The following is a 20,198-nucleotide window of genomic DNA, read 5'->3' as shown; positions in this document are numbered from 1 at the left end:
ATGACAAATGTGGTATAATCATTATGGTTGCGTAAAAATTGCTGAAAGATGGTGATAATAAAATGAAAAACGAAAAAATTGTAGAAAAATTTTTAAGTATTTGTGTTATTGCAATTATATTGTTTTCAGCAGTAGGATGTTCGGATTTCAGCAGTGATAACAAAAATGAGGATAAATCCAGGCAAGTACTTGTTTCTGGGGACAGTGATGATCACAATAGTACAAGCTATGAATCCAAGACTTCGGTGCAGCTGGAAAAAGCAGTGGTGAGCAGGCATATAGATGGAGATACGGTATATGTGAGGTTGGAGAGCGGGCAAAATGCAAAAGTAAGACTTATAGGTGTCAATACTCCTGAGAGCACAACTAAGCATGAGCAGTATGGTGAAGAGGCAAGCAGCTATACAAAATCAAATCTTTTAGGGAAAACCGTATATTTGGAAAAGGATGCAGGGGATACGGATAAATATGGAAGACTTTTAAGGTATGTATGGCTGTCTCAGCCGGAGAAAATAAATGAAAGTGAGATTAGAAATAAAATGTTTAATGCTATACTGGCTGTGAATGGATATGCGCAGCAGATGACCATTCAGCCCAATGTAAAATATGCAGATTACTTTAGAAAATTTTGCAGGGAAGCCAGAGAAAACGACAGGGGTCTGTGGTCTGTAAATTCCGGTGGGACTACACGGGGAGACAGTGTAGGGGATACAAAAGGTAAAAGTATTTCATCAGAGAGGAGCTCAAGTGTAAAAGACAGTGATTCTTCTGACCACGGATCCATAAAGGGCAATATCAATTCAAAGGGTGAAAAAATATATCATATGCCAGGAGATAGTTATTATGACAAAACCAATCCTGAAGCATGGTTTAATACGGAAGAAGAGGCACAAGCTGCAGGATATAGAAGGTCAAAATAATAATATTTTAGAGTGAATTAAGGCATATGTGTTTAATAGGACATTGTGAAAGAATATGCGAAAAAAGGATAGAACTCCAACTTCATGAGTTGGAGTTCTATCTTAATATAAATGTATTTTTAAATATACTATTTTGTACAATTATATGATGTTGAATCAACACCTGAGCAGATGGATTGAATAAGTTTTGAACAATCATATTTTACGCCATCGATAGTTACACAATTATTTGAATCTGCTGATTTACAGACTGTTTCGTAATTTTTACAGGAATTATTGTTTACAGGACTGGCGTGAACTGTTGTAGCCACCCCAGCGTTTACTAATAATGGTGCTGCAACTATTAAAGATGAAAATATTTTATGCTTGATTTTTAACATTTTAAATCCTCCTAAATTTTGTTATATTGTATTTTTTAGTTCACTTTTCAATTGAAGTGCTGTTAAAGTGATTTTAGAAATTACAACTAATAACTTATGCTGATCAGCTCCTTAATCAATATTTTTGGGAATTTAGGCTTGTCTATATTCTAACAGTCTTTTCAAACTATATCATTATTAAATTGATGGCTATAATAGTAAAAAAATAATTGAAAACAAATTTGATCATTTTATAGAATAAAATAGTAAACTAAGAATATATTTTTAAAAAATACATTCTTATAGCCCAATCTTTTTCATAAGGTATGTTTAAAACATTTGGAGTATGCTGGGATATCAGAGGATAACTTCTGTTAAATGAAGTTATCATTGCAGAATGTTGTATTCTACCTTTTCTATTTTCATAGAATATTAAATCGCCTGGTTCCAGCATTGATACAGAGTCGACCTGCATACCCTTGACACCATATAAATTTTTTGTGGCGTTGGTTTTTAGATACCAGTAAAGAGAACCGGCTACAGCCCAGGAAACTGACCAGTTCTTGCTGGTATACCACCACCTGTTTTTACCTGAAAATACCATTGGAGCACCTCCAGCTCTGAGACATTGTGATATAAAGTTTGTACAGTCACCTCCATTGTCGCCTTGTACAAGAAAATATTTATAAGATGGATTTGGTGATTGGGCATATTTTACGGCATAATTTACGGCTTTAGCCCTGGAATAAAATAAGTTATTTCTATAGTTCATGATTGCTCCACAAAATTATTTACGGTATAGTTTATGTGAATATGACCTAGAAAATTACCTGTTCTATATGATTTTATCCTGGAAGTTTATTTGTGGTATAATTAAAGTCTGTATAAAATATAGGATATCAGGGTGGTAGGATGAATAAAGACAGATTACTGCAGTTATTTAATGAACAGATAAGCGGAAAAAATCATGCCAAGGGAATGAGAATTATAGACAATGATCTGGTTTCTTCTATAGAGATCACAAACAGGGAGACACTTGTGTATATAAAGGGCAGAGTCATTTCGGAAAGCCTTGTAAGTGAATACAATACGGAAATTGAATTGGATGCGGAGAATAAAAACATAGTATCAACTTACTGCAGTTGTCGAGATTATGAAAATAATGAATTCCGAAGGGAAAACTATTGCTGCAAGCATCTGATAGCTACTTTTTACAGGGCTGCTGACAAATTAAAAGATTTTTCTCTTTTGTGTGAATCAGAATCTGAGAATATTTTTCAATCTAAATATAAGAATTTGGATACTTTATCTGTGCTTTTAGGTGATGAGAAAAATAAGAAGGAGATAAAAATAGAAGTTTATGTGGATAGAAATCAATGGGAGAATAAGATCTCCGCTCAGTTTAAAATAGGGCTTACTTCAATGAGTTCAGGAAATCTCTATGTACTTAAAGATATAGATCAATTTTTGCTGGTAATTTACAATAATATACCTGTAGTCTATGGAAAAAATTTCACTCTTGATATGAAAAAAGATAAATTCAGCACGAGGGATAAATGTCTTGTGGATTTTATTCAGATGCTGAAAAGTGTAGAGGGAAGCTCCACATATCGGGGAAGAGTAAAGAAGTCAAATATAGATGGGAAATATATACATATACCAGATTATCTGGTGAGAGAATTTTTTAAAGTAATAGAAAAACACAGGGTATATTTAAATGAAGGATTTTTATATAGGTGTGTTGAAACTGAAATACTTGATAGCCCTCCACCACTGGAATTTGATTTGAAAATGGTAAAGGAGGATTATGTTTTAAGGGTTCTAAATGGAATGCCCATGGTTTTGGGATCTAGAAACAATGTGTTTTTCTACGGTTCAACCATATATCTTCCAGACAGGGAATACTGTTTTAGAATAAAGCCTTTTCTTGATGTATTCAGTGGAAACAATTCAGTTGCATTTCAGGGAGATGAGGAAGATGTCATACTTAGAGAACTGATTCCAAGGCTTAATTTATTGTCGGATAATATTGTTTTGTCAAAAGCTATAAAGAACAAGGTGGTAAATGAAAAATGCGAGTTTAAATTTTACTTTGATAAAGAGGGCACCAGGATTATACTTATTGTCAAAGTAAAATATGGTGCTTTTGAGTTTAATATATTTGAAGACTATACCGGAAAGATCGTATATAGAGATTCCAAAAAAGAGGAAGCTGTTTTGAAGACATTAGGATCACTTGGATTTGAAAGAGTTGAAAATAAATTCCATTTTATGAGGGGAGATGACTATGCGTTCAGATTTTTTAAAGAGGAAGTAGGAAAACTTCAAGAAATGGGAGATGTGTTTTATTCTGAAAACTTCAGGGGTATAAAATTTATAAAAAGTAAAGACATAAGTGGAGAGATTAAATCAGGGAAATATGACTATTTTGAGATGGGGTTTAAACTTGGGGATATACCTTCAGAGGAAACAGCTTCAATACTCAGAGCTTTTAGAGACAATTTAAAATATTACAAATTGAAAACTGGAGAATATCTGGATTTGGAGGAGCTAGAACTTAGAAAGTTTTTAAAACTTCTGGATGTGGTTTCTCAGAGAAATATAAGGGATAATCACATTGAGATAGATAAAAATAAGAGCGTTTATATAAATAACTATATGAAAAAGAATCATATAAGATATATAAAGGGAACAGCTGAACTTAAAAGAATAGTTGATAAATTCAAGAATGTAAAAGATCTTGAATTCAAGGAACCTGAAAATTTAAGAGGTACTTTGAGAGAATATCAAAAAATAGGATATAATTGGCTTAAGACACTGGATTATCTTGGATTTGGAGGAATACTGGGAGATGAAATGGGACTCGGGAAAACTCTGCAGGTTATTGTTTTTCTGCTGTCAAGTACAGGAAGCAGGTCATTAATTGTTGTGCCTACATCCCTGGTGTATAACTGGATTCATGAATTTGAAAAGTTTGCCCCGGATATGAAGATAGCAGCGGTGAATGGCTCAAAAAGCTGTAGGGAAAAACAGATAAAATATATAGATGAGTATGATGTGATTATAACTACCTATGGTCTTTTAAAAAGAGATCTTAAGATCTATAAGAATATAAAATTTGACTATTGTCTGCTGGATGAGGCCCAGTATATAAAGAACCCCCATTCTCAAAATGCTGAAGCTGTAAAGAACATAAATGCAAGAAGAAGGTTTGCTATTACAGGTACTCCTGTAGAGAACTCCGTCATGGAGCTCTGGTCCATATTTGACTTTATAATGCCGGGATATCTGTATGATGAGAAGAGATTTAGTGTGAGGTATTACAAGAGATTCAAAGAAGAACCTGTGGTAATTGAAGATCTGAAGAAACTTGTAAAACCATTTATCTTGAGGAGAAGAAAGAAAGATGTCGTAGGGGAACTGCCGGATAAAATAGAAAGAACTGTCATGGTAAACATGGGAGATAAGCAAAAAAAAGTTTATGGAACCTATGCAAGACATGCCATTGAGCTCATTGAGAAGAAAGTAAAGGAGGATGAATTTAAAAACAGTAAAATTGAGATACTGGCATACATTACAAAATTGAGACAGCTTTGTCTTGATCCATCTGTAATAATGGAAAATTATAATGGGAAGAGTGCAAAAATTGAGGCACTTGTGGAGCTTTTAATTCAGAGTACGGAGGAAGGACATAAAGTACTGGTGTTTTCACAATTTACTTCCATACTTAAAAATATTGGAAACAGGATGAAAATAGAGGGTATAGATTACAGTTATCTGGATGGATCTGTATCGTCCAAAGATAGAATGACATTGGTAGATGAGTTCAATACCGGCAGTAATTTGGTATTCTTAATAAGTTTAAAAGCAGGTGGAACAGGATTGAATTTAACTTCTGCGGATGTAGTAATTCATTTTGATCCATGGTGGAACCCTGCAGTAGAACAGCAGGCTACAGACAGAGCACATAGAATAGGTCAGAAACATGTAGTAGAGGTTATAAAGCTTGTGACCAAAGGTACTATCGAGGAGAAGGTAATACAGCTGCAAGATGAAAAGAAGAAACTTATAGACAGCCTGCTTGGCGGAGAGCTTTCAGGAGGCCAGGGAATTGCTTCGCTGACAGAGGAAGAGATTTTAAAATTATTTGAGCAAAAAGTATAGCTGCCGGGTAAAGTGCGTTTGTGTTATACTATTTTAAGAAGTTGTTCATATTTGGCCTATAATGGATAAAAATATATAGGGGAAAGAAGAGGTGAAAAGACCTGATTGCTGAAAATCAGGCTTAAAAATGAGCGGGTATAAAGAAATGACATTAAGCACCATAGGTGATTATTTGAAAAGCGTAGGTATATTTCCAGAGGATCATGAAATTGAGAGCAGAGAAATAGGGGATGGCAATTTAAATTATGTTTTCAGGGTGGTGGATCTAAATGATAATAGGAAAGTTGTTGTAAAACAAGCTCTTCCCTATTTGAAAATTGCAGGAGAAGGATGGAAATTGACTTTAGACAGAAACAGAATAGAAGCTGAGACACTTAAACTTCAGGACAAAGTTTGTCCAGGCAGCGTTCCAAAAATATACTACCACAGTAATGAATATGCATTGACTGTGATGGAAGATCTAGGTGATATGGAAATCCTGAGAAAAGCCATGATGGAGATGAAAACCTTTAAAAATTTTCCTCAGCAGATAGGGAGGTTTATGGCAAGGAATTTATTCCTGACATCGGATATGGGAATGAGTCCTATGGAAAAGAAGAAAATTGTAGGAAAATTTATAAACCCTGAATTATGTGATATAACTGAAAAGCTTGTTTTAAATGATCCTTACATGGATGCTGGATCCAATGAAATTAATAAATATATAAGAGATTATGTCAAAGAGGAAATCTGGGAAAATGAAAAAATATGTCTTGAAGTTTCAAAATTGAAGAATATATTCATGACAAAAGCCGAGTCACTGCTTCATGGAGATTTGCATACAGGTTCTATATTTATAAACAGTGAAAAGACTATTGTGTTTGACTGCGAGTTTGCATTTTATGGATCTTATGGATACGATATGGGACTGCTGTTTGCTAATTTTATTTTGAATTATGTTTCCTGGGAGGGAAGAAGAGATAAGTCTAAAGTGGAAATTGAACGTTATAGGGTCTATCTTTTAACTTCAATAGAAGATATATGGAGGGAATTTTTAAAGGAGTTTAATTATCTTTGGCAAAATAAATCAAAAGATATAATAACAAAAATAGCTGGTTACAGGAAATATTATGTGAGAAATCTGCTTCATGAAACCGTTGGGTTTTGCGCCTGTGAGATAATGAGAAGAATTATTGGAATGGCCCATGTACCTGACATAGATGCAGTAAAGGACCTTAGGGAAAGAGCCAAAGCTCAGATAATGGGATTAAAAGTTGGACAATCTATTCTCCTAAATAGAGACGATGTTGATTCCATTGATGAATTTATAAAATTAATTAGAAATTCTGCAAAATAAAATTTGGGGAGGTAAGAAAATGTCTGAATTATTTGCTATTAAGTGGGAAGATGGAGAAGATAAGCTTGTACTTTTGGATCAGACAAAATTGCCAAACTATATAGAGTATAAAACTTATGGTACGGTTGAAGGAATTTATGATGCTATAAAGACGATGATAGTAAGAGGTGCACCTGCTATAGGGGTGACAGCAGGTTATGGACTGTATTTTGGAATTAGAAGTGCGCCTGAGGATTCTTTTGAAAAATTTTATAACTATGTAGAAGAGAAAGCGCAGTATTTGAATTCAAGTAGACCTACTGCTGTCAACCTTTCCTGGGCATTGAAGAGAATGCTTAGAAAAATTAAAGATGAAAGTGATAGACCAATTCCTGAAATAAAGAAAATACTTAGGGATGAAGCCAAAAGGATTCACAGTGAAGATATCAAGATATGCAGGAGCATAGGAGAAAATTTGATTACACTGCTCAAGGATAATATGGGAATATTAACTCACTGCAATGCAGGACAGCTGGCCACATCAAAATATGGAACGGCTACGGCACCTATGTACATTGCAAAGGAGAGAGGATGGCATCTTAAAATATATTCAGATGAGACAAGGCCTAGGCTTCAGGGCTCTACCATTACTGCACTTGAACTCTACATGGCGGGAATAGATGTGACAACTATTACAGACAATATGGCAGCTGTGGTTATGTCTCAGCACAAGGTTGATGCTGTAATAGTAGGATGTGACAGGATAGCTGCCAATGGCGATACGGCAAATAAAATAGGCACTTTTGGAGTTTCAATTTTGGCGAGGTATTTCAATATACCGATGTATATAGCGGCACCTACACCGAGTATAGATTTAAATACTCTAACTGGAAAGGATATACCTATAGAGGAGAGGGATCCTGAGGAAGTCACCTGCAGATTTGGAGTCAGGACTGTACCTAGTGGAGTGAAGGTATATAATCCATCTTTTGATGTAACACCTCACGAAAATATAACTGCCATAGTAACGGAAAAGGGTATAGTATATCCGCCCTTTGGAGAAAATTTAAAAAAGATAATCTAAACTGAAAATTGAAGGTAGAAAGGGGAGTATTATGCTTGAAGATAAAAAAGAAGAATTGGCTGCGGTGGCAAGAGAAGCAGAAGAAGAGGGGCTGTGCAAACATAAATCTGGAAATTTTAGTATTAAGGATAGAGATACAGGATGCGTATTGATAACTCCCTCGGGAGTAGACAGGAAGGATCTAACTGGCAGGGACATATGTGTACTGGATCAGGATTTGAATGTAATAGAAAACAAAAAAGATTATAAACCAAGCAGTGAAGTACTGATGCACATTTATGCCTATAATTCAAGAAAGAATATTAGTGCTGTAGTACACACTCACTCACGATTTGCAACATCTTTTGCAGTTTTGAAAAAAGAAATTCCACCAATTGTATATGAATCTGTATACTATGGGGGAACTGTATATGTGGCACGTTATGAAAGGCCCGGCACAAAAGAATTGGCTCAGTCCATAGTTGGGCCACTTAAAAAATCGGATGCATGTTTATTGGAAAGCCATGGAGTTGTAACCGTAGGTAAAGATATAGAAAGTGCCTATCTTAAAGCAAGATATGTAGAGGAAATAGCGGAAATATATTATAGAGCTTTGCTGCTGAACAGCAATAAGGAGCCTAATGTTCTGCCTAAGGAAGAGTTGAAAAAATGGAAATATCCTTCCTACGTGAAATTTAAATGAAGTGGAAAGATATTTTTAAAAATAGAGTATTTTTTGGACAATGACGGGAAGAGGCACAAAAGGCAGGAGTTTTGAAATGAAAGAGGTTTGTGCCATTACCTGTCAATGTCTATAACGTCAGTTTGTAAAAAATAAAATTAAAGTGCAGGTACTTTTTCGAGCAGATACCTGACGTCTTTTAATTTACTGCGTATTGAAATGCCTTGAGGACATAGAGATTCACATCTGCCGCATTCTTTGCATTTTGAAGCCCTGTGTTCAGATGAAATGGAATTGTAGGTATCGTCACCTTTTCCAAAAATACTGTAATTGTTATAGGCACTGAAACATCCTGGAATATTTACGCCAGATGGACATGGCATACAGTATTCACAGCCGGTACAGTTGACTTTCATCTTTGAATTAAAGACATCCTTAACTTGATCAATTATTTTCAATTCTTTTTCTGTCAATAAATTTGCCTCAACCTTGCTTGCTGTCTTTATGTTTTCCTTGACTTGTTCCATGGAGTTCATTCCACTTAGGACAACTTTCACTTCTGGGTGATTCCATACCCATCTCAATCCCCATTCAGCTGGTGTCCTCTTAAAGCCCGATCTATCAAAAATAGCTCTGGCTTCTTTAGGCAGGCTGTTGACAAGTTTTCCTCCTCTAAGTGGTTCCATAATTGTAACTCCAAGTCCCCTTTGGGCGGCATATTTTAATCCCCTTGTTCCAGCTTGAAAGTTTTCATCTGAATAGTTGTACTGTATTTGACAAAATGACCAATCATAATAATCTACTATTTCTTTAAAGAGTTTTAATTTATCATGAAAGGAAAATCCGGCATATCTTATTCTGCCATCTTTTATAGCAGAGTCTAGGAATTCATCAACACCATTTTCCTTTACTCTTTTCCAGTTGTCACGGTTAAGTGAATGTATCAAATAAAAGTCTATATGATCTGTTTCTAAACGCTTTAATTGTTCATTTAAATATTTGTCCATGTCACTTCCTTGATTTATTAACCAACTGGGAAGCTTTGTGGCCAAATTGACTTTTTCCCTGTAACCGTCTTTTAATGCTTTTGCTACAAGAGGCTCACCTTCACCCCCTTTTGTTGAACTGTTCCCGTGGTAGGTATATGCGGTGTCCACGTAATTTACACCATTGTCGATTGCATAACGAATTAGTTCTATGGCCTTTTTCTCATCAATTTTACTGGAGTCGCCTCCAGGAAGCAGTGGAAGCCTCATACATCCAAAACCTAAAATTGAAACCTTTTCATTTGTTTTACCGAAACTTCGATATAACATTTGCCATCCTCCCTTTTATTAATAATTGTAACAGATTGAGCATACAAATATTATAAATTTTAGAGTAAGCTCAGTATATACATAAGTAATATTATGTATACATAATATTATATACATAATGGTGAATTTTGCAAGGGGGGGTCTGACCCCATTCCATTTTTTGGAATGGGGTCAGACCCCCTTTTACAGCTCCTTGTTTTTATAGGCTTCATAGGACAGAAAAAACGACAGCAAAAGTACGATCAGGCATATGGTCAGAATAATAAACCTCATTGTGATTTCAGAAATACCGCTCAAATAGATGATAAAAGGCTGAATTTTTTCACCGAATATTTTTGCAAATGCCATAAAAACAAAGTATGTACCTAAGAACAATATCATCACCACATATCTTGTTTTTAAATATCCGTATTTAAAATATATGGGGATAAGTATACTGCTGAAAAGCAGAATACTTATCAGGGCTACTATTATATCTTCAGTATTTACACTTGCAGGGGGTTGTACTATGCCTGTATATTTTGTAAAGATAAAAACTAAAGACAAAACTGCTGTGCTGATAATCAAAACTATAAACAGAGACAGGTATCTTGATATAACTATATTTATTCTATTGATAGGAAGGCTGTTCAGCATCATTTCAGTTCTTTCGTCGCGATAGAAACTGTTACTTAAAAATGCGTAGCCCGTAAAAACAGCGGTAGATGTATAGATAACACTGGTATTATCTTTAAAACTAATGGTAAATAATATTGAAATTAAGACAAGTATAACAAAGGTTCTTTTTTGTAAAAGTATATCTTTTAAAACCAAATTCCACATTATTTGTTCCCCCTTATAGTGTATACCATGATATCGTCCAGAGTGGCTTTCTCAATTATAACGTTGTCCTTGAACAGCTTTTTTATTTCTGAGCTGTTATTGGTCAAGCCTTCAAATCCATAGGAATTTTCTCTTATACCTACGAATTTTTTCCTGATATCGGGCTGCAGCAGATTTTTATCACCTTTTACAATGCCGTAACTATCTAAAATATTATCTTTTGTGTCTGAAAAAACTATCCTGCCTGAATTTAAAAAAGTGATGTAATCCGCTATTTTTTCAAGATCCGTGGTTATGTGGGTGGAAAACAATATTGCTTTGTTTTCATCCTGGATTATGGAGTAGAGTATATCCAGCATTTCACTTCTGAAGACCGGATCCAGTCCTGAAGTGGGTTCATCCATTATGATGAATTCGGCATTGTGGGAAAGGGCAATGGCAAGAGAATATTTCATCATCATTCCCTTGGAAAGCTGTTTTATTTTTTTGTTCCCGGGGAGATTGAATTCGTCCATATATCTATTGAAAGTTTTATCGTCCCAATCTTTATAAAAACGGGATATGATATTTTTCATAGCTGTTGTAGTCAGATCCTCGTAAAAATAATTTGCATCATATACGAAGCCTATCCTTTGTTTTATCTGCTTTTCGTATTTTAAATTGTCCAGGCCAAAAGCCTTTATAATCCCTGAATCCTTTTTTACAAGATTCATTATGAGCTTTATGGTAGTGCTTTTACCTGCACCATTTGGACCTATGAGCCCCATAATGTATCCTCTGGGCAAATTGAAACTTATATTGTGCAGGGTAAAATCCTTGTAGGTTTTACCTAAATTTATAATCTCCAGAATGTTATCCATGATATCTCCTCCATTTACATATTGTCGTATAGAATATCCAGCATTTCTTCCAGATCTTTTTTTGTAAGGTCAATGATTTTGCTCTCTTCTATGGCTTCCATCAATTTGTCTTCAATCGATTTGATCTTTTTTTCTCTTAAAAGATCCTTGTTCTGTGATGATACATAAGAGCCTTTTCCAGGAACTGTTTCTATAAAACCTTCCCTTTCCAGTTCTTCGTAGGCTCTTTTAGTCGTTATGACACTTATTTTAAGTTCTCTGGCAAGATTTCTTATTGAAGGCAGAAGTTCACCCTCGGAAATGCTGCCTTTTATTATATTGTCTTTTATCTGCTTTGTAATCTGTTCATAAATAGGATCCTTTGATATATTGGAAATAATTATGTTCATAGGTAGTACTCCTTTGAAAATCATATATACTGTATATATTAATATATACACAGTATATACAATATTTATATTTCTGTCAATGGAAAAAAATGATCTTCTTGTTGAAAAACATTTAACTGTAAAATAGATCAATAATTAAATTTGAATTTATGAAAAAATACAGATTTGTGATATACTGTGTTTAGAAAAAACGCAAATTTATTAAAATGGAGAAAAAATATGAGTAATATATTTTATTATGATATTGCAATAGGCAGAATAGGAATTGCCGAAAATAAAAAGGCCATTACAAATCTGTATTTTGAAAATAGTTTTAGCGAAAAATATGATATTGTTGAAGAAACACCTCTGTTGAAAAAAGCATATCTGGAGCTTGAGGAGTATTTTAATGGGAATAGGAAATTGTTTGATCTGCCCCTGGCACCTACAGGTACGGAATTTCAAAAAAAAGTGTGGAAGGCACTTGAGGAAATTCCCTATGGTGAAACTCGCAGCTACAAGGAAATAGCTACGTATATAGGTAATGAAAAAGCTTGCAGGGCGGTGGGAATGGCAAATAACAGGAATCCTATTCCAATTTTTATTCCCTGCCACCGTGTTATAGGTTCCAATGGAGATTTAACAGGTTATGCCGGAGGATTGGATTTAAAAAAGAAACTTCTAAAAATAGAAAATGTAAATGCAGCACTTTAATGGAGGTAGTAATTATGTTGAATATAGGTTGTCATTTATCAGCTGCCAAGGGTTATGAAGCAATGGGAAAAACAGCACTTGAGATAGGGGCCAATACATTTCAATTTTTTACCCGCAATCCAAGGGGAGGAAAGGCTAAAAAAATTGATCCTGAAGATATAAATGAACTTTTAAAAATTATGCAGGAGAATAAAATCTCTGTGGTTATGGCTCATGCACCTTACACTTTAAATGCTTGTTCTGCAAATGAAAAAACTAGGGAATTTGCATCTGAAACTATGAAGGATGATTTGAAAAGAATGGAGTATTTGCCCCATAATCTATATAATTTTCACCCAGGGAGTCATGTGAAGCAGGGGGTTCAGGTTGGAATAAAGTACATTGTAGATATGCTTAATTCCATATTGATACCTGAGCAGACTACCACTGTTCTACTTGAAACAATGGCAGGAAAGGGCACAGAAATTGGGAGGAGTTTTGAAGAATTAAAGTGTATATTAGATAGAGTTGCACTTTCTGATAAAATGGGTGTATGTCTTGATACCTGCCATGTCTACGATGCGGGATATGACGTTGTAAATAATTTGGATGGTATTATAGATGAATTTGACAGAATAATCGGATTGGATAAACTCAAGGCAATACATTTAAATGACAGTAAAAACTCATTTTCAAGTCATAAGGATCGCCATGAGAAAATTGGGCAGGGTTTTATCGGGAAAGAAGCCATTGTAAGAATTATAAATCACCCAAGGTTGTGCCATCTTCCATTCTTTTTAGAAACTCCCAATGAACTGCCGGGTTATGCAAGAGAAATTAAAATGCTGAGAGAATCTTACACATGGCAGTGACTGGTGATTATGAGCAAAATGTAAATAAAAGGAGAGCTGATTATGAGTTATTCTGGAGTTATCTTTGATCTTGATGGTACGCTTTTAAATACACTTGATGATATGGCTAATTCAATGAATACTGTATTGATTAAGCATGGATTTCCTGTACATGACGTGGAAAAATATAAATATTTTGTTGGAAATGGTATTGAGAAATTGGTATTGAGGGCTCTGCCAGAAAATAATTCAAATGATGAAATGGTGAAACTGTGCTTGGCAGAATTTATAGATGAATATAATAAAAGGTGGCATGAACTGACAAAACCGTACAGCGGAATAAACGAACTATTGGACGAGCTTTATTTTTTGAAAATTAACATGTCGGTACTTTCAAATAAACCTGATAATTTTACAAAGATAATAATTGACAAATTTTTCGGAATGAAAAAATTTAACTATGTTCTCGGTTCACGGGCAGGTATTCCTAAGAAGCCGGATCCTTCTGCAGCACTGGAGATATCCAGACTTTCAAAGATTTCACCTCCGAGCTATCTTTATCTTGGGGATTCAGGTGTGGATATGAAAACAGCTAATGGTGCTGGTATGTATGCCATAGGTATTACCTGGGGATTTAGAAAAGCTGATGAACTGTTAAAAAATGGAGCAAAGGCTCTTATTGGAAGGCCTATGGAACTTATTGATTTTATCAAATAATTTCTGTTTCTGAGTTTTTTTATTGTTAAATAGTATGCATTTAGATGCAATTAAAATATATGATATAATGGTTTCATGAATTTACACAAGCAAGAGAAAAGGAGGTATCTGTTGAATGCCAAATTTTTATGCCGTAAAACAGGGAAAAAATACGGGTATATTTGATAATTGGGAAGATTGTGAAATACAGATCAAAGGTTTTTCCGGAGCTGTATACAAGAAATTTAAGGATTATGATTCTGCACTTAAATTTTTAAATCAGGATAGGGCTGATTTACCTCGAAATACATGTGAAGAAGATGTTCTCTATGCGTATGTGGATGGTTCCTATAATGATAGTAAGAAGATAGCTGGGTATGGCGTGGTTATGGTAAAAAATGATGCTGTACTCTTTAAGGATCTGGGAGCATTTAGAATCAGCGATATGATTGAAAGTAGAAATGTATTTGGTGAGATAAGGGGAGCTTTGAAAGCTGTTGAACTGGCATTGGCAAATGATTTTACAAGTGTAGTTATTGCATATGATTACAAGGGCATTGAATGTTGGGCCACAGGCGAGTGGAAGGCCAATAAGATTCTTACTAAGGACTACAGGGATTTTATGCAAAAATATATGAAAAGGATAGAGATAAAATTTAAGAAAATCAAGGCTCATTCAGGCGAAGATAAGTATAATGATCTAGCTGATTCACTGGCAAAAAAAGCTGTTGAAATATTATAATGAGTCTTTGGTTATTTTAGTGTCCGAATTTCTAGGGGTACATTCTTATATTTCAAATAATAGGTCTTAATAATTATGGCAGAAAGAAGGGTTTTTTAAATTGATACAATTATTATGGCTAACTCCTCTGGGATTCCTCGTTGGAGCATTTGGAACTTTAATTGGTGCTGGTGGAGGTTTCATACTTGTACCTATATTGTTGTTGTTGTATCCTGACAAAAGCCCAGATACTATAACTAGCATTTCTTTGGCAGTTGTATTTTTTAATGCATTATCTGGTTCTTTTGCTTACTCTAGGATGAAACGTATAGATTATAAATCCGGGATAATGTTTGCAATTGCAGCGCTTCCGGGATCAATAATAGGATCAATTATAACATCATATGTACAAAGGCGCATTTTCAATGGAATATTTGGTGTGATATTGGTTATTGTGTCAGTGTTCTTAATGGTGAGAACGAAAAAGGAAGCAATGAAAAGCAATATAGTAGTTAAGAAGGGATATGTTACAAGAACAGTAATAGATATTGAAGGAGTAAAACATACATTTTCATATAATCCTATTGTTGGGATTATTTTAAGTGTTTTTGTAGGCCTTATATCTAGTTTTTTAGGAATAGGAGGTGGAATAATACATGTTCCAATACTTATTAACGTATTAAATTATCCGGTTCATATTGCAACCGCCACATCACATTTTGTCCTGGCAGCGATGTCACTATCAGGAACGATAGTTCATATAGTAGACGGAGCACTTCAATCTGGCGTAATTCAAACTGTTGCGTTATCAATTGGTGTATTATTCGGAGCACAATTAGGCGCTAGAATTTCACAAAAAATTCATGGAGTGACAATAATTAGAAGCCTTGCAGCTGCTTTAGCTCTTGTAGGAGTAAGGATATTTTTTATGGCTCTCTAAATTAATGAGTACAATATTTAATACAAATTTTCTCTTTTCTTTAATTTCTTGAAGTTTTTTTCAAATTCTAAAGCGTTCATTTTATCGAAATTATTTATTATGGTTTGCACTCCTTTATAAAAGAATGGAAAAGTTACCAGAATATAATTATTTTATACCAGCAGGTAGAAAAAATGCTAAATAAAAGATATAGTAATAAAAGTTGAGGAACTTGAAGCAATGAGACTGAAAGATATTGAAAAATTAAATCAAGAAGAATGTGCTGAAAGAATGCATGTGTCCAGACAGACTTTTCAAAATATAATAGATAGTGCAAGAGAAAAAACAGCTGTTGCTTTGACACAGGGAAATTCAATAAGGATAAGTGGAGGAAACTACAGGCCTGTATTCTGCAAATTTAAATGTTTTAATTGTGGCAACGTATATGAAATAAAAAAAGAAGAAGACAAATATGTCTGCCCTTCCTGCGGTTTGGATAAAGTTATTTGTAATAAAAAAGCTAATCTCTGCAAAAGATGGTGTAAATTAGGTAGAAAAGATGATAAATTCTGATAAAATATTAAATTAAATAAAAAAGATAAAGACTAAAAATACGTAAAAAGTTTTTTTGCAAATGATATGCCGGTATTTGTGGATTTTTGGACTCCATATGTATGAAGAAAAAATTGAATAATAGAAGAATGTATGTGCCAAAAATATTCTGTTTGGAGATATTTTTGGCACATAGGAAATTGTAATTAATTTGAACATAGAGTTTTAGTTTTCTTTCTTTATTATAAAAGAGTTTAAGATCTGTTTAATATATCTAAGGGTTTTTGGTAATATATCTTCTATTTTTAGTTGGTTTTCTGAATTTAAAACTTTTATCAGCATCCCATGATATAGCAGTATTGTCATTTCATTAACGTCATCTAAATCTGACTCATTTAGATAGCCATCTGACTGAATTTTTGATAATAATACTAAATTTCTTGTATATAAATCACTGCCCAAAAGCATTGGCAGGAGTTCTTTCGAATTTCCACTCAGTTCCTCAGGAAAAATGGAATAATATTCTTGAATTATATGCGGTATGAAGTCGTTGTGTTTTCCAAAAAAAATATTGTTATATATTTGAGGGTTTAAAAAAGAGTATTTACAAAAACATTCCCATATTTTATAGTATATTTCTATACTGCCCTTTGCTGATTCTATATATTTTTCTAAGTTTAAGGTATATTCTTTAAGATGTTTTATTGAAGCAAATAATATAAGTTCATCCAGGTTTTTAAAGTAGTGGTAAATGGTAGCACTATTGTATCCCGCCAAATCTGAAACCTTCCTTATGGTAACAAATTCAATTCCCTCCTCATCAATAATACGTGCAGCAGCATCAATAAAATAACTCATGTTTCTATACTTTTTTATATCTTTTTTGTTCATTTTGCCCTCCAAAAATGTTTGATTCATATAACCTATTATAACATAGTGCAAGTGTATTACTCAATGTTATAAGATGTATTTTAAATTTTTATAGATGTATAGGTTAAAATGTAGATATTGTAATCATTTTCAGCTTTATTGAAATTTATGATAAAACCAATTTGATATTTCTATAACTTTCAATCATGATTATTTATCAATCATGATTGATAAATCAAACATGATATGTTAAAATTTATACAAGTAAAATTGTTTAGACAATTTTAATAATTTTAATAGAGGAGGTAGAATAATGAAACTTGAAATTGGAAACTTCCATGTAAAGGACATTTTTTTTGGCGAATCAACAAATTATAAAGATGGTATTTTGACAATTAACAAAAAAGAAGCCTTAGATTATGTACTGGAAGACGAACACATTACAGAGGCAGATCTTTTAATTGTGAAGCCTGGGGATGAAGTTCGCCTTGTTCCTGTAAAAGAAGCTATTGAATGCAGGGTTAAGGTTGATGGGACTACATTATTTCCTGGGGTAACTGGAGATGTAGCTCCGGTTGGAAACGGTTGCACGCATGCGCTTAAGGACTGCAGCTTGCTTGTGGTTGGAAAACACTGGGGTGGATTTCAGGATGGTTTAATTGATATGAGTGGTGAAGGAGCCAAGTACACTTATTTTTCACAGATTAAAAACATTGTTCTTGTTGGGGATACAGACGAAGGTTTTGAGAAAAATGAACAGCAGAAGAAAAATAAGGCTTTAAGGTGGGCAGGACATAAACTAGCGGAATATATAGGAAGCTGTGTTAAGGATTTAGAGCCTGAAGATGTTGAAACTTTCGAATTGGATCCTATTACAAGGAGATCTGAAGACCTTCAAAAACTTCCAGGTGTTGTATTTGTTATGCAGCCTCAATCGCAGATGGAGGAGATGGGATACAATGATCTTGTTTATGGCTGGGACACAAATCACATTGTTCCCACATTCATGCATCCAAATGAAATTCTAGATGGTGCAATGATTTCGGGAAGCTTTATGCCCTGTTCGTCAAAATGGGCAACTTATGATTTTCAAAACAATCCTACTATCAAAGAGTTATATTCAGAGCATGGCAAAACAATAAATTTCCTGGGTGTTATAATGTCAAATTTGAATGTTGCTTTGGAACAGAAAAACCGAGCGGCATTGTTTGTAGCTCAAATGGCAGAGTCTTTGGGTGCAGAAGGTGCCATAGTTGCTGAGGAAGGCTATGGTAACCCTGATGCTGATTTTATTGCATGTATTGTGGCACTGGAAAATGCCGGAATCAAAACTGTAGGAATTACAAATGAGTGTACAGGTCGAGATGGAGAATCACAGCCTCTGGTTACCCTTGACGAGAAAGCCAATGCCATAGTTTCTACGGGAAACGTATCTGAATTAATAGAACTTCCTCCTATGAGAACGGTAATTGGTGAGCTTGAGTCCCTTAGCAGAGATGGATTGTCTGGTGGCTGGGCAAATGATGAGATACTGGGACCTTCTGTGAGAAAAGATGGTTCAATAATTATGGAAAACAATGCTATGTTCTGCGGAGATCAGATTTGTGGATGGTCGCCAAAAACAATGAAAGAGTTTTAGGGAGGTGGAACAATATGAAAAAAGCAATTTTATATATAAATCAATTCTTTGGACAAATAGGCGGAGAGGATAAAGCTGATTTTGAACCTGAAATAAGAGAAGGCCTGGTTGGACCGGCTATGGCATTAAATAAATATCTTAAAGATGCCGAAGTTACCCATACCATAATATGCGGTGATAACTTTATGGGCTCCAATGAAAAAGAAGCTGTAGGCAGAATATTGGGCTTTCTCGAGGGAAAAGAATTTGATATCTTTTTTGCAGGCCCCGCTTTTCAGGCAGGAAGATATGGAAATGCCTGCGGAGTTATTTGCAAAGCTGTCAAAGAAAAGTTTAACGTTCCTGCGATCACCTCCATGCACGTTGAGAATCCTGGAGTAGAGATGTTTAAAAAAGATGTATATATATTCAAGGGTGGAAATAATGCAGGAAGAATGAGACGCGACATGAAAATTATGGCTGATTTTGGAAACAAAATATTAAACGGTGAAGAACTTTTATGGGCTGATGCAGAGGGCTATTACGGAAGAGGTAAAAGACACCAGGTATGGCTCGAATCCAAGGAACCTGCAGCTAAAAGAGTTGTAAAAATGCTGATTGACAAACTTAATGGTGAGAAATTTCAAACTGAACTTCCTATTCCTAAAAAAGATATGGTACCTATAGCTTCTGCTATAAAAGACCTAAGTAAAGCTAATATAGCAGTAGTGACTTCAGGAGGAATAGTTCCAGTAGACAATCCTGACAGAATTCAATCTGCATCTGCTACAAGGTGGGGAAGGTATGACTATTCCAAAATGGATAGGCTGGAAGCAGGAGTATTTAAAACAATACATGCAGGTTTTGACCCGGCTGCAGCTAATGCAGATCCAAATGTCATAGTTCCTCTGGATGCTTTGAGGGCATATGAAAAAGAAGGAAAAATAGGAAAACTTCATGAATATTTTTATTCAACTGTAGGAACAGGTACGACACAGGGTGAGGCTGCCAGAATGGCCAAAGAAATTGTGGAGTACTTAAAAGAAGCTAAAGTAGATGGAGTTATATTAACCTCCACCTGAGGAACTTGTACACGTTGCGGTGCAACGATGGTAAAAGAAATTGAAAGAGCAGGTTTCCCCATAGTTCAAATGTGCAATCTGATTCCTGTTGCAACTACGGTTGGCTCAAACAGAATAGTGCCAACTATATCTATACCATATCCACTTGGAAATCCGGCAGATTCAAAAGAGCAGCAGTGGAAGCTTAGATATCACAGGGTAGGAGTGGCACTGGATGCTTTAGCGACAGACATTAAAGAACCGACTGTCTTTAAAGTAAAAATCTGAATCAGTTAACTGAATAGGTCTTGTTAAAGTAGATGAGACCTATTTGGATTGGTTTTGTCA

Annotated in this window: 19 protein-coding genes and 1 pseudogene; 13 read left to right on the top strand and 7 right to left on the bottom strand. The window is 34.7% G+C overall.

The features are described 5' to 3' along the window. Nucleotides 1–62 precede the first annotated feature (62 nt). Nucleotides 63–920, top strand: a complete 858-nt coding sequence (locus tag LN736_RS13105) for a thermonuclease family protein (RefSeq protein ID WP_150355808.1) — start codon at nt 63–65, stop codon at nt 918–920. A 128-nt stretch (nt 921–1,048) separates the two neighbouring features. On the opposite strand, the gene LN736_RS13100 is transcribed toward LN736_RS13105, so the two are convergent. Together LN736_RS13100 and LN736_RS13095 are read right to left on the bottom strand one after the other, a co-directional pair. Next, complete coding sequence (locus tag LN736_RS13100; RefSeq protein WP_150355807.1) at nt 1,049–1,300, bottom strand: hypothetical protein; 252 nt, start codon at nt 1,298–1,300, stop codon at nt 1,049–1,051. Between the two features lie 250 nt (nt 1,301–1,550). Further along, complete coding sequence (locus tag LN736_RS13095; protein WP_229981689.1) at nt 1,551–2,051, bottom strand: amidase domain-containing protein; 501 nt, start codon at nt 2,049–2,051, stop codon at nt 1,551–1,553. Nucleotides 2,052–2,191: 140 nt separating this feature from the next. Here LN736_RS13095 and LN736_RS13090 point away from each other — a divergent pair, with 140 nt between their 5' ends. The 4 genes from LN736_RS13090 (at nt 2,192) to LN736_RS13075 (ending at nt 8,524) form a co-directional block, all read left to right on the top strand. Beyond that, the gene (locus LN736_RS13090; RefSeq protein WP_229981688.1) at nt 2,192–5,443 is read left to right on the top strand and encodes a DEAD/DEAH box helicase; all 3,252 of its coding nucleotides are present in this window, start codon (nt 2,192–2,194) and stop codon (nt 5,441–5,443) included. Between the two features lie 127 nt (nt 5,444–5,570). After that, on the top strand, nt 5,571–6,779 hold the full coding sequence (gene mtnK / locus LN736_RS13085) for an S-methyl-5-thioribose kinase (protein WP_326839087.1): 1,209 nt from the start codon (nt 5,571–5,573) through the stop codon (nt 6,777–6,779). 19 nt (nt 6,780–6,798) lie between these two features. After that, nucleotides 6,799–7,842 (top strand): S-methyl-5-thioribose-1-phosphate isomerase, encoded by a 1,044-nt coding sequence (mtnA, locus tag LN736_RS13080; protein WP_150355803.1) that lies wholly within the window; start codon nt 6,799–6,801, stop codon nt 7,840–7,842. A gap of 31 nt (nt 7,843–7,873) precedes the next feature. Then, nucleotides 7,874–8,524, top strand: coding sequence for a class II aldolase/adducin family protein (locus tag LN736_RS13075; RefSeq protein ID WP_229981686.1), 651 nt, complete (start codon nt 7,874–7,876; stop codon nt 8,522–8,524). 137 nt (nt 8,525–8,661) lie between these two features. On the opposite strand, the gene LN736_RS13070 is transcribed toward LN736_RS13075, so the two are convergent. The 4 genes from LN736_RS13070 to LN736_RS13055 all read right to left on the bottom strand — a co-directional run bounded on the left by LN736_RS13070 (nt 8,662) and on the right by LN736_RS13055 (nt 11,890). Then, nucleotides 8,662–9,819: an aldo/keto reductase gene (locus LN736_RS13070; RefSeq protein WP_229981685.1), complete on the bottom strand. Its 1,158-nt coding sequence runs from the start codon at nt 9,817–9,819 to the stop codon at nt 8,662–8,664. Between the two features lie 183 nt (nt 9,820–10,002). Continuing rightward, nucleotides 10,003–10,641 carry an ABC-2 transporter permease gene (locus tag LN736_RS13065; RefSeq protein ID WP_229981684.1) on the bottom strand — a complete coding sequence of 213 codons (639 nt, stop codon included), beginning with the start codon at nt 10,639–10,641 and terminating at the stop codon, nt 10,003–10,005. Further along, the gene (locus LN736_RS13060; protein WP_179977502.1) at nt 10,641–11,501 is read right to left on the bottom strand and encodes an ABC transporter ATP-binding protein; all 861 of its coding nucleotides are present in this window, start codon (nt 11,499–11,501) and stop codon (nt 10,641–10,643) included. Before LN736_RS13060 ends, LN736_RS13065 begins: the two co-directional genes overlap by 1 nt. Nucleotides 11,502–11,515: 14 nt before the next feature. Then, nucleotides 11,516–11,890: a GntR family transcriptional regulator gene (locus LN736_RS13055; protein ID WP_150355798.1), complete on the bottom strand. Its 375-nt coding sequence runs from the start codon at nt 11,888–11,890 to the stop codon at nt 11,516–11,518. Between the two features lie 219 nt (nt 11,891–12,109). Between LN736_RS13055 and LN736_RS13050 the strand changes: the two genes are divergently transcribed. From LN736_RS13050 to LN736_RS13025, 6 genes and pseudogenes are all read left to right on the top strand, one after another. Then, the gene (locus tag LN736_RS13050; protein WP_179977499.1) at nt 12,110–12,583 is read left to right on the top strand and encodes a methylated-DNA--[protein]-cysteine S-methyltransferase; all 474 of its coding nucleotides are present in this window, start codon (nt 12,110–12,112) and stop codon (nt 12,581–12,583) included. A gap of 14 nt (nt 12,584–12,597) precedes the next feature. Then, entirely contained in the window at nt 12,598–13,434 is an 837-nt protein-coding gene (locus LN736_RS13045; protein ID WP_150355793.1) for a deoxyribonuclease IV, read from the top strand. Between the two features lie 42 nt (nt 13,435–13,476). Continuing rightward, nucleotides 13,477–14,130, top strand: coding sequence for an HAD family hydrolase (locus tag LN736_RS13040; protein ID WP_150355792.1), 654 nt, complete (start codon nt 13,477–13,479; stop codon nt 14,128–14,130). 115 nt (nt 14,131–14,245) lie between these two features. After that, the gene (locus LN736_RS13035) at nt 14,246–14,851 is read left to right on the top strand and encodes a ribonuclease H1 domain-containing protein (RefSeq protein ID WP_150355791.1); all 606 of its coding nucleotides are present in this window, start codon (nt 14,246–14,248) and stop codon (nt 14,849–14,851) included. Nucleotides 14,852–14,951: 100 nt separating this feature from the next. After that, nucleotides 14,952–15,770: a sulfite exporter TauE/SafE family protein gene (locus tag LN736_RS13030; RefSeq protein ID WP_229981683.1), complete on the top strand. Its 819-nt coding sequence runs from the start codon at nt 14,952–14,954 to the stop codon at nt 15,768–15,770. 124 nt (nt 15,771–15,894) lie between these two features. Further along, nucleotides 15,895–16,322 (top strand): annotated as a pseudogene (locus LN736_RS13025) (DUF134 domain-containing protein). A gap of 204 nt (nt 16,323–16,526) precedes the next feature. Here the strand turns inward: LN736_RS13025 and LN736_RS13020 are convergent. Further along, nucleotides 16,527–17,192 (bottom strand): TetR/AcrR family transcriptional regulator, encoded by a 666-nt coding sequence (locus LN736_RS13020; protein WP_229981682.1) that lies wholly within the window; start codon nt 17,190–17,192, stop codon nt 16,527–16,529. A 292-nt stretch (nt 17,193–17,484) separates the two neighbouring features. Here LN736_RS13020 and LN736_RS13015 point away from each other — a divergent pair, with 292 nt between their 5' ends. Beyond that, on the top strand, nt 17,485–18,810 hold the full coding sequence (locus LN736_RS13015; protein WP_150355788.1) for a glycine/sarcosine/betaine reductase component B subunit: 1,326 nt from the start codon (nt 17,485–17,487) through the stop codon (nt 18,808–18,810). Between the two features lie 14 nt (nt 18,811–18,824). Beyond that, nucleotides 18,825–20,138, top strand: a complete 1,314-nt coding sequence (gene grdH / locus LN736_RS13010) for a betaine reductase selenoprotein B (protein WP_150355787.1) — start codon at nt 18,825–18,827, stop codon at nt 20,136–20,138. The last annotated feature ends 60 nt before the right edge of the window (nt 20,139–20,198 follow it).

Origin of the sequence: Clostridium aromativorans (assembly GCF_020908015.1) — a bacterium.
Lineage (GTDB): Bacteria > Bacillota > Clostridia > Clostridiales > Clostridiaceae > Clostridium_B > Clostridium_B aromativorans.
The sequence above is the reverse complement of the archived record's forward strand: the minus strand, read 5'-3'. Positions and strand labels throughout refer to the sequence as shown.

Coding starts and splice junctions, on each gene's coding strand:
- LN736_RS13105 (WP_150355808.1), top strand. CDS start 63: ATGAAAAACGAAAAAATTGTAGAAAAATTTTTAAGTATTTGTGTTATT.
- LN736_RS13100 (WP_150355807.1), bottom strand. CDS start 1,300: ATGTTAAAAATCAAGCATAAAATATTTTCATCTTTAATAGTTGCAGCA.
- LN736_RS13095 (WP_229981689.1), bottom strand. CDS start 2,051: ATGAACTATAGAAATAACTTATTTTATTCCAGGGCTAAAGCCGTAAAT.
- LN736_RS13090 (WP_229981688.1), top strand. CDS start 2,192: ATGAATAAAGACAGATTACTGCAGTTATTTAATGAACAGATAAGCGGA.
- mtnK (WP_326839087.1), top strand. CDS start 5,571: ATGAGCGGGTATAAAGAAATGACATTAAGCACCATAGGTGATTATTTG.
- mtnA (WP_150355803.1), top strand. CDS start 6,799: ATGTCTGAATTATTTGCTATTAAGTGGGAAGATGGAGAAGATAAGCTT.
- LN736_RS13075 (WP_229981686.1), top strand. CDS start 7,874: ATGCTTGAAGATAAAAAAGAAGAATTGGCTGCGGTGGCAAGAGAAGCA.
- LN736_RS13070 (WP_229981685.1), bottom strand. CDS start 9,819: ATGTTATATCGAAGTTTCGGTAAAACAAATGAAAAGGTTTCAATTTTA.
- LN736_RS13065 (WP_229981684.1), bottom strand. CDS start 10,641: ATGTGGAATTTGGTTTTAAAAGATATACTTTTACAAAAAAGAACCTTT.
- LN736_RS13060 (WP_179977502.1), bottom strand. CDS start 11,501: ATGGATAACATTCTGGAGATTATAAATTTAGGTAAAACCTACAAGGAT.
- LN736_RS13055 (WP_150355798.1), bottom strand. CDS start 11,890: ATGAACATAATTATTTCCAATATATCAAAGGATCCTATTTATGAACAG.
- LN736_RS13050 (WP_179977499.1), top strand. CDS start 12,110: ATGAGTAATATATTTTATTATGATATTGCAATAGGCAGAATAGGAATT.
- LN736_RS13045 (WP_150355793.1), top strand. CDS start 12,598: ATGTTGAATATAGGTTGTCATTTATCAGCTGCCAAGGGTTATGAAGCA.
- LN736_RS13040 (WP_150355792.1), top strand. CDS start 13,477: ATGAGTTATTCTGGAGTTATCTTTGATCTTGATGGTACGCTTTTAAAT.
- LN736_RS13035 (WP_150355791.1), top strand. CDS start 14,246: ATGCCAAATTTTTATGCCGTAAAACAGGGAAAAAATACGGGTATATTT.
- LN736_RS13020 (WP_229981682.1), bottom strand. CDS start 17,192: ATGAACAAAAAAGATATAAAAAAGTATAGAAACATGAGTTATTTTATT.
- LN736_RS13015 (WP_150355788.1), top strand. CDS start 17,485: ATGAAACTTGAAATTGGAAACTTCCATGTAAAGGACATTTTTTTTGGC.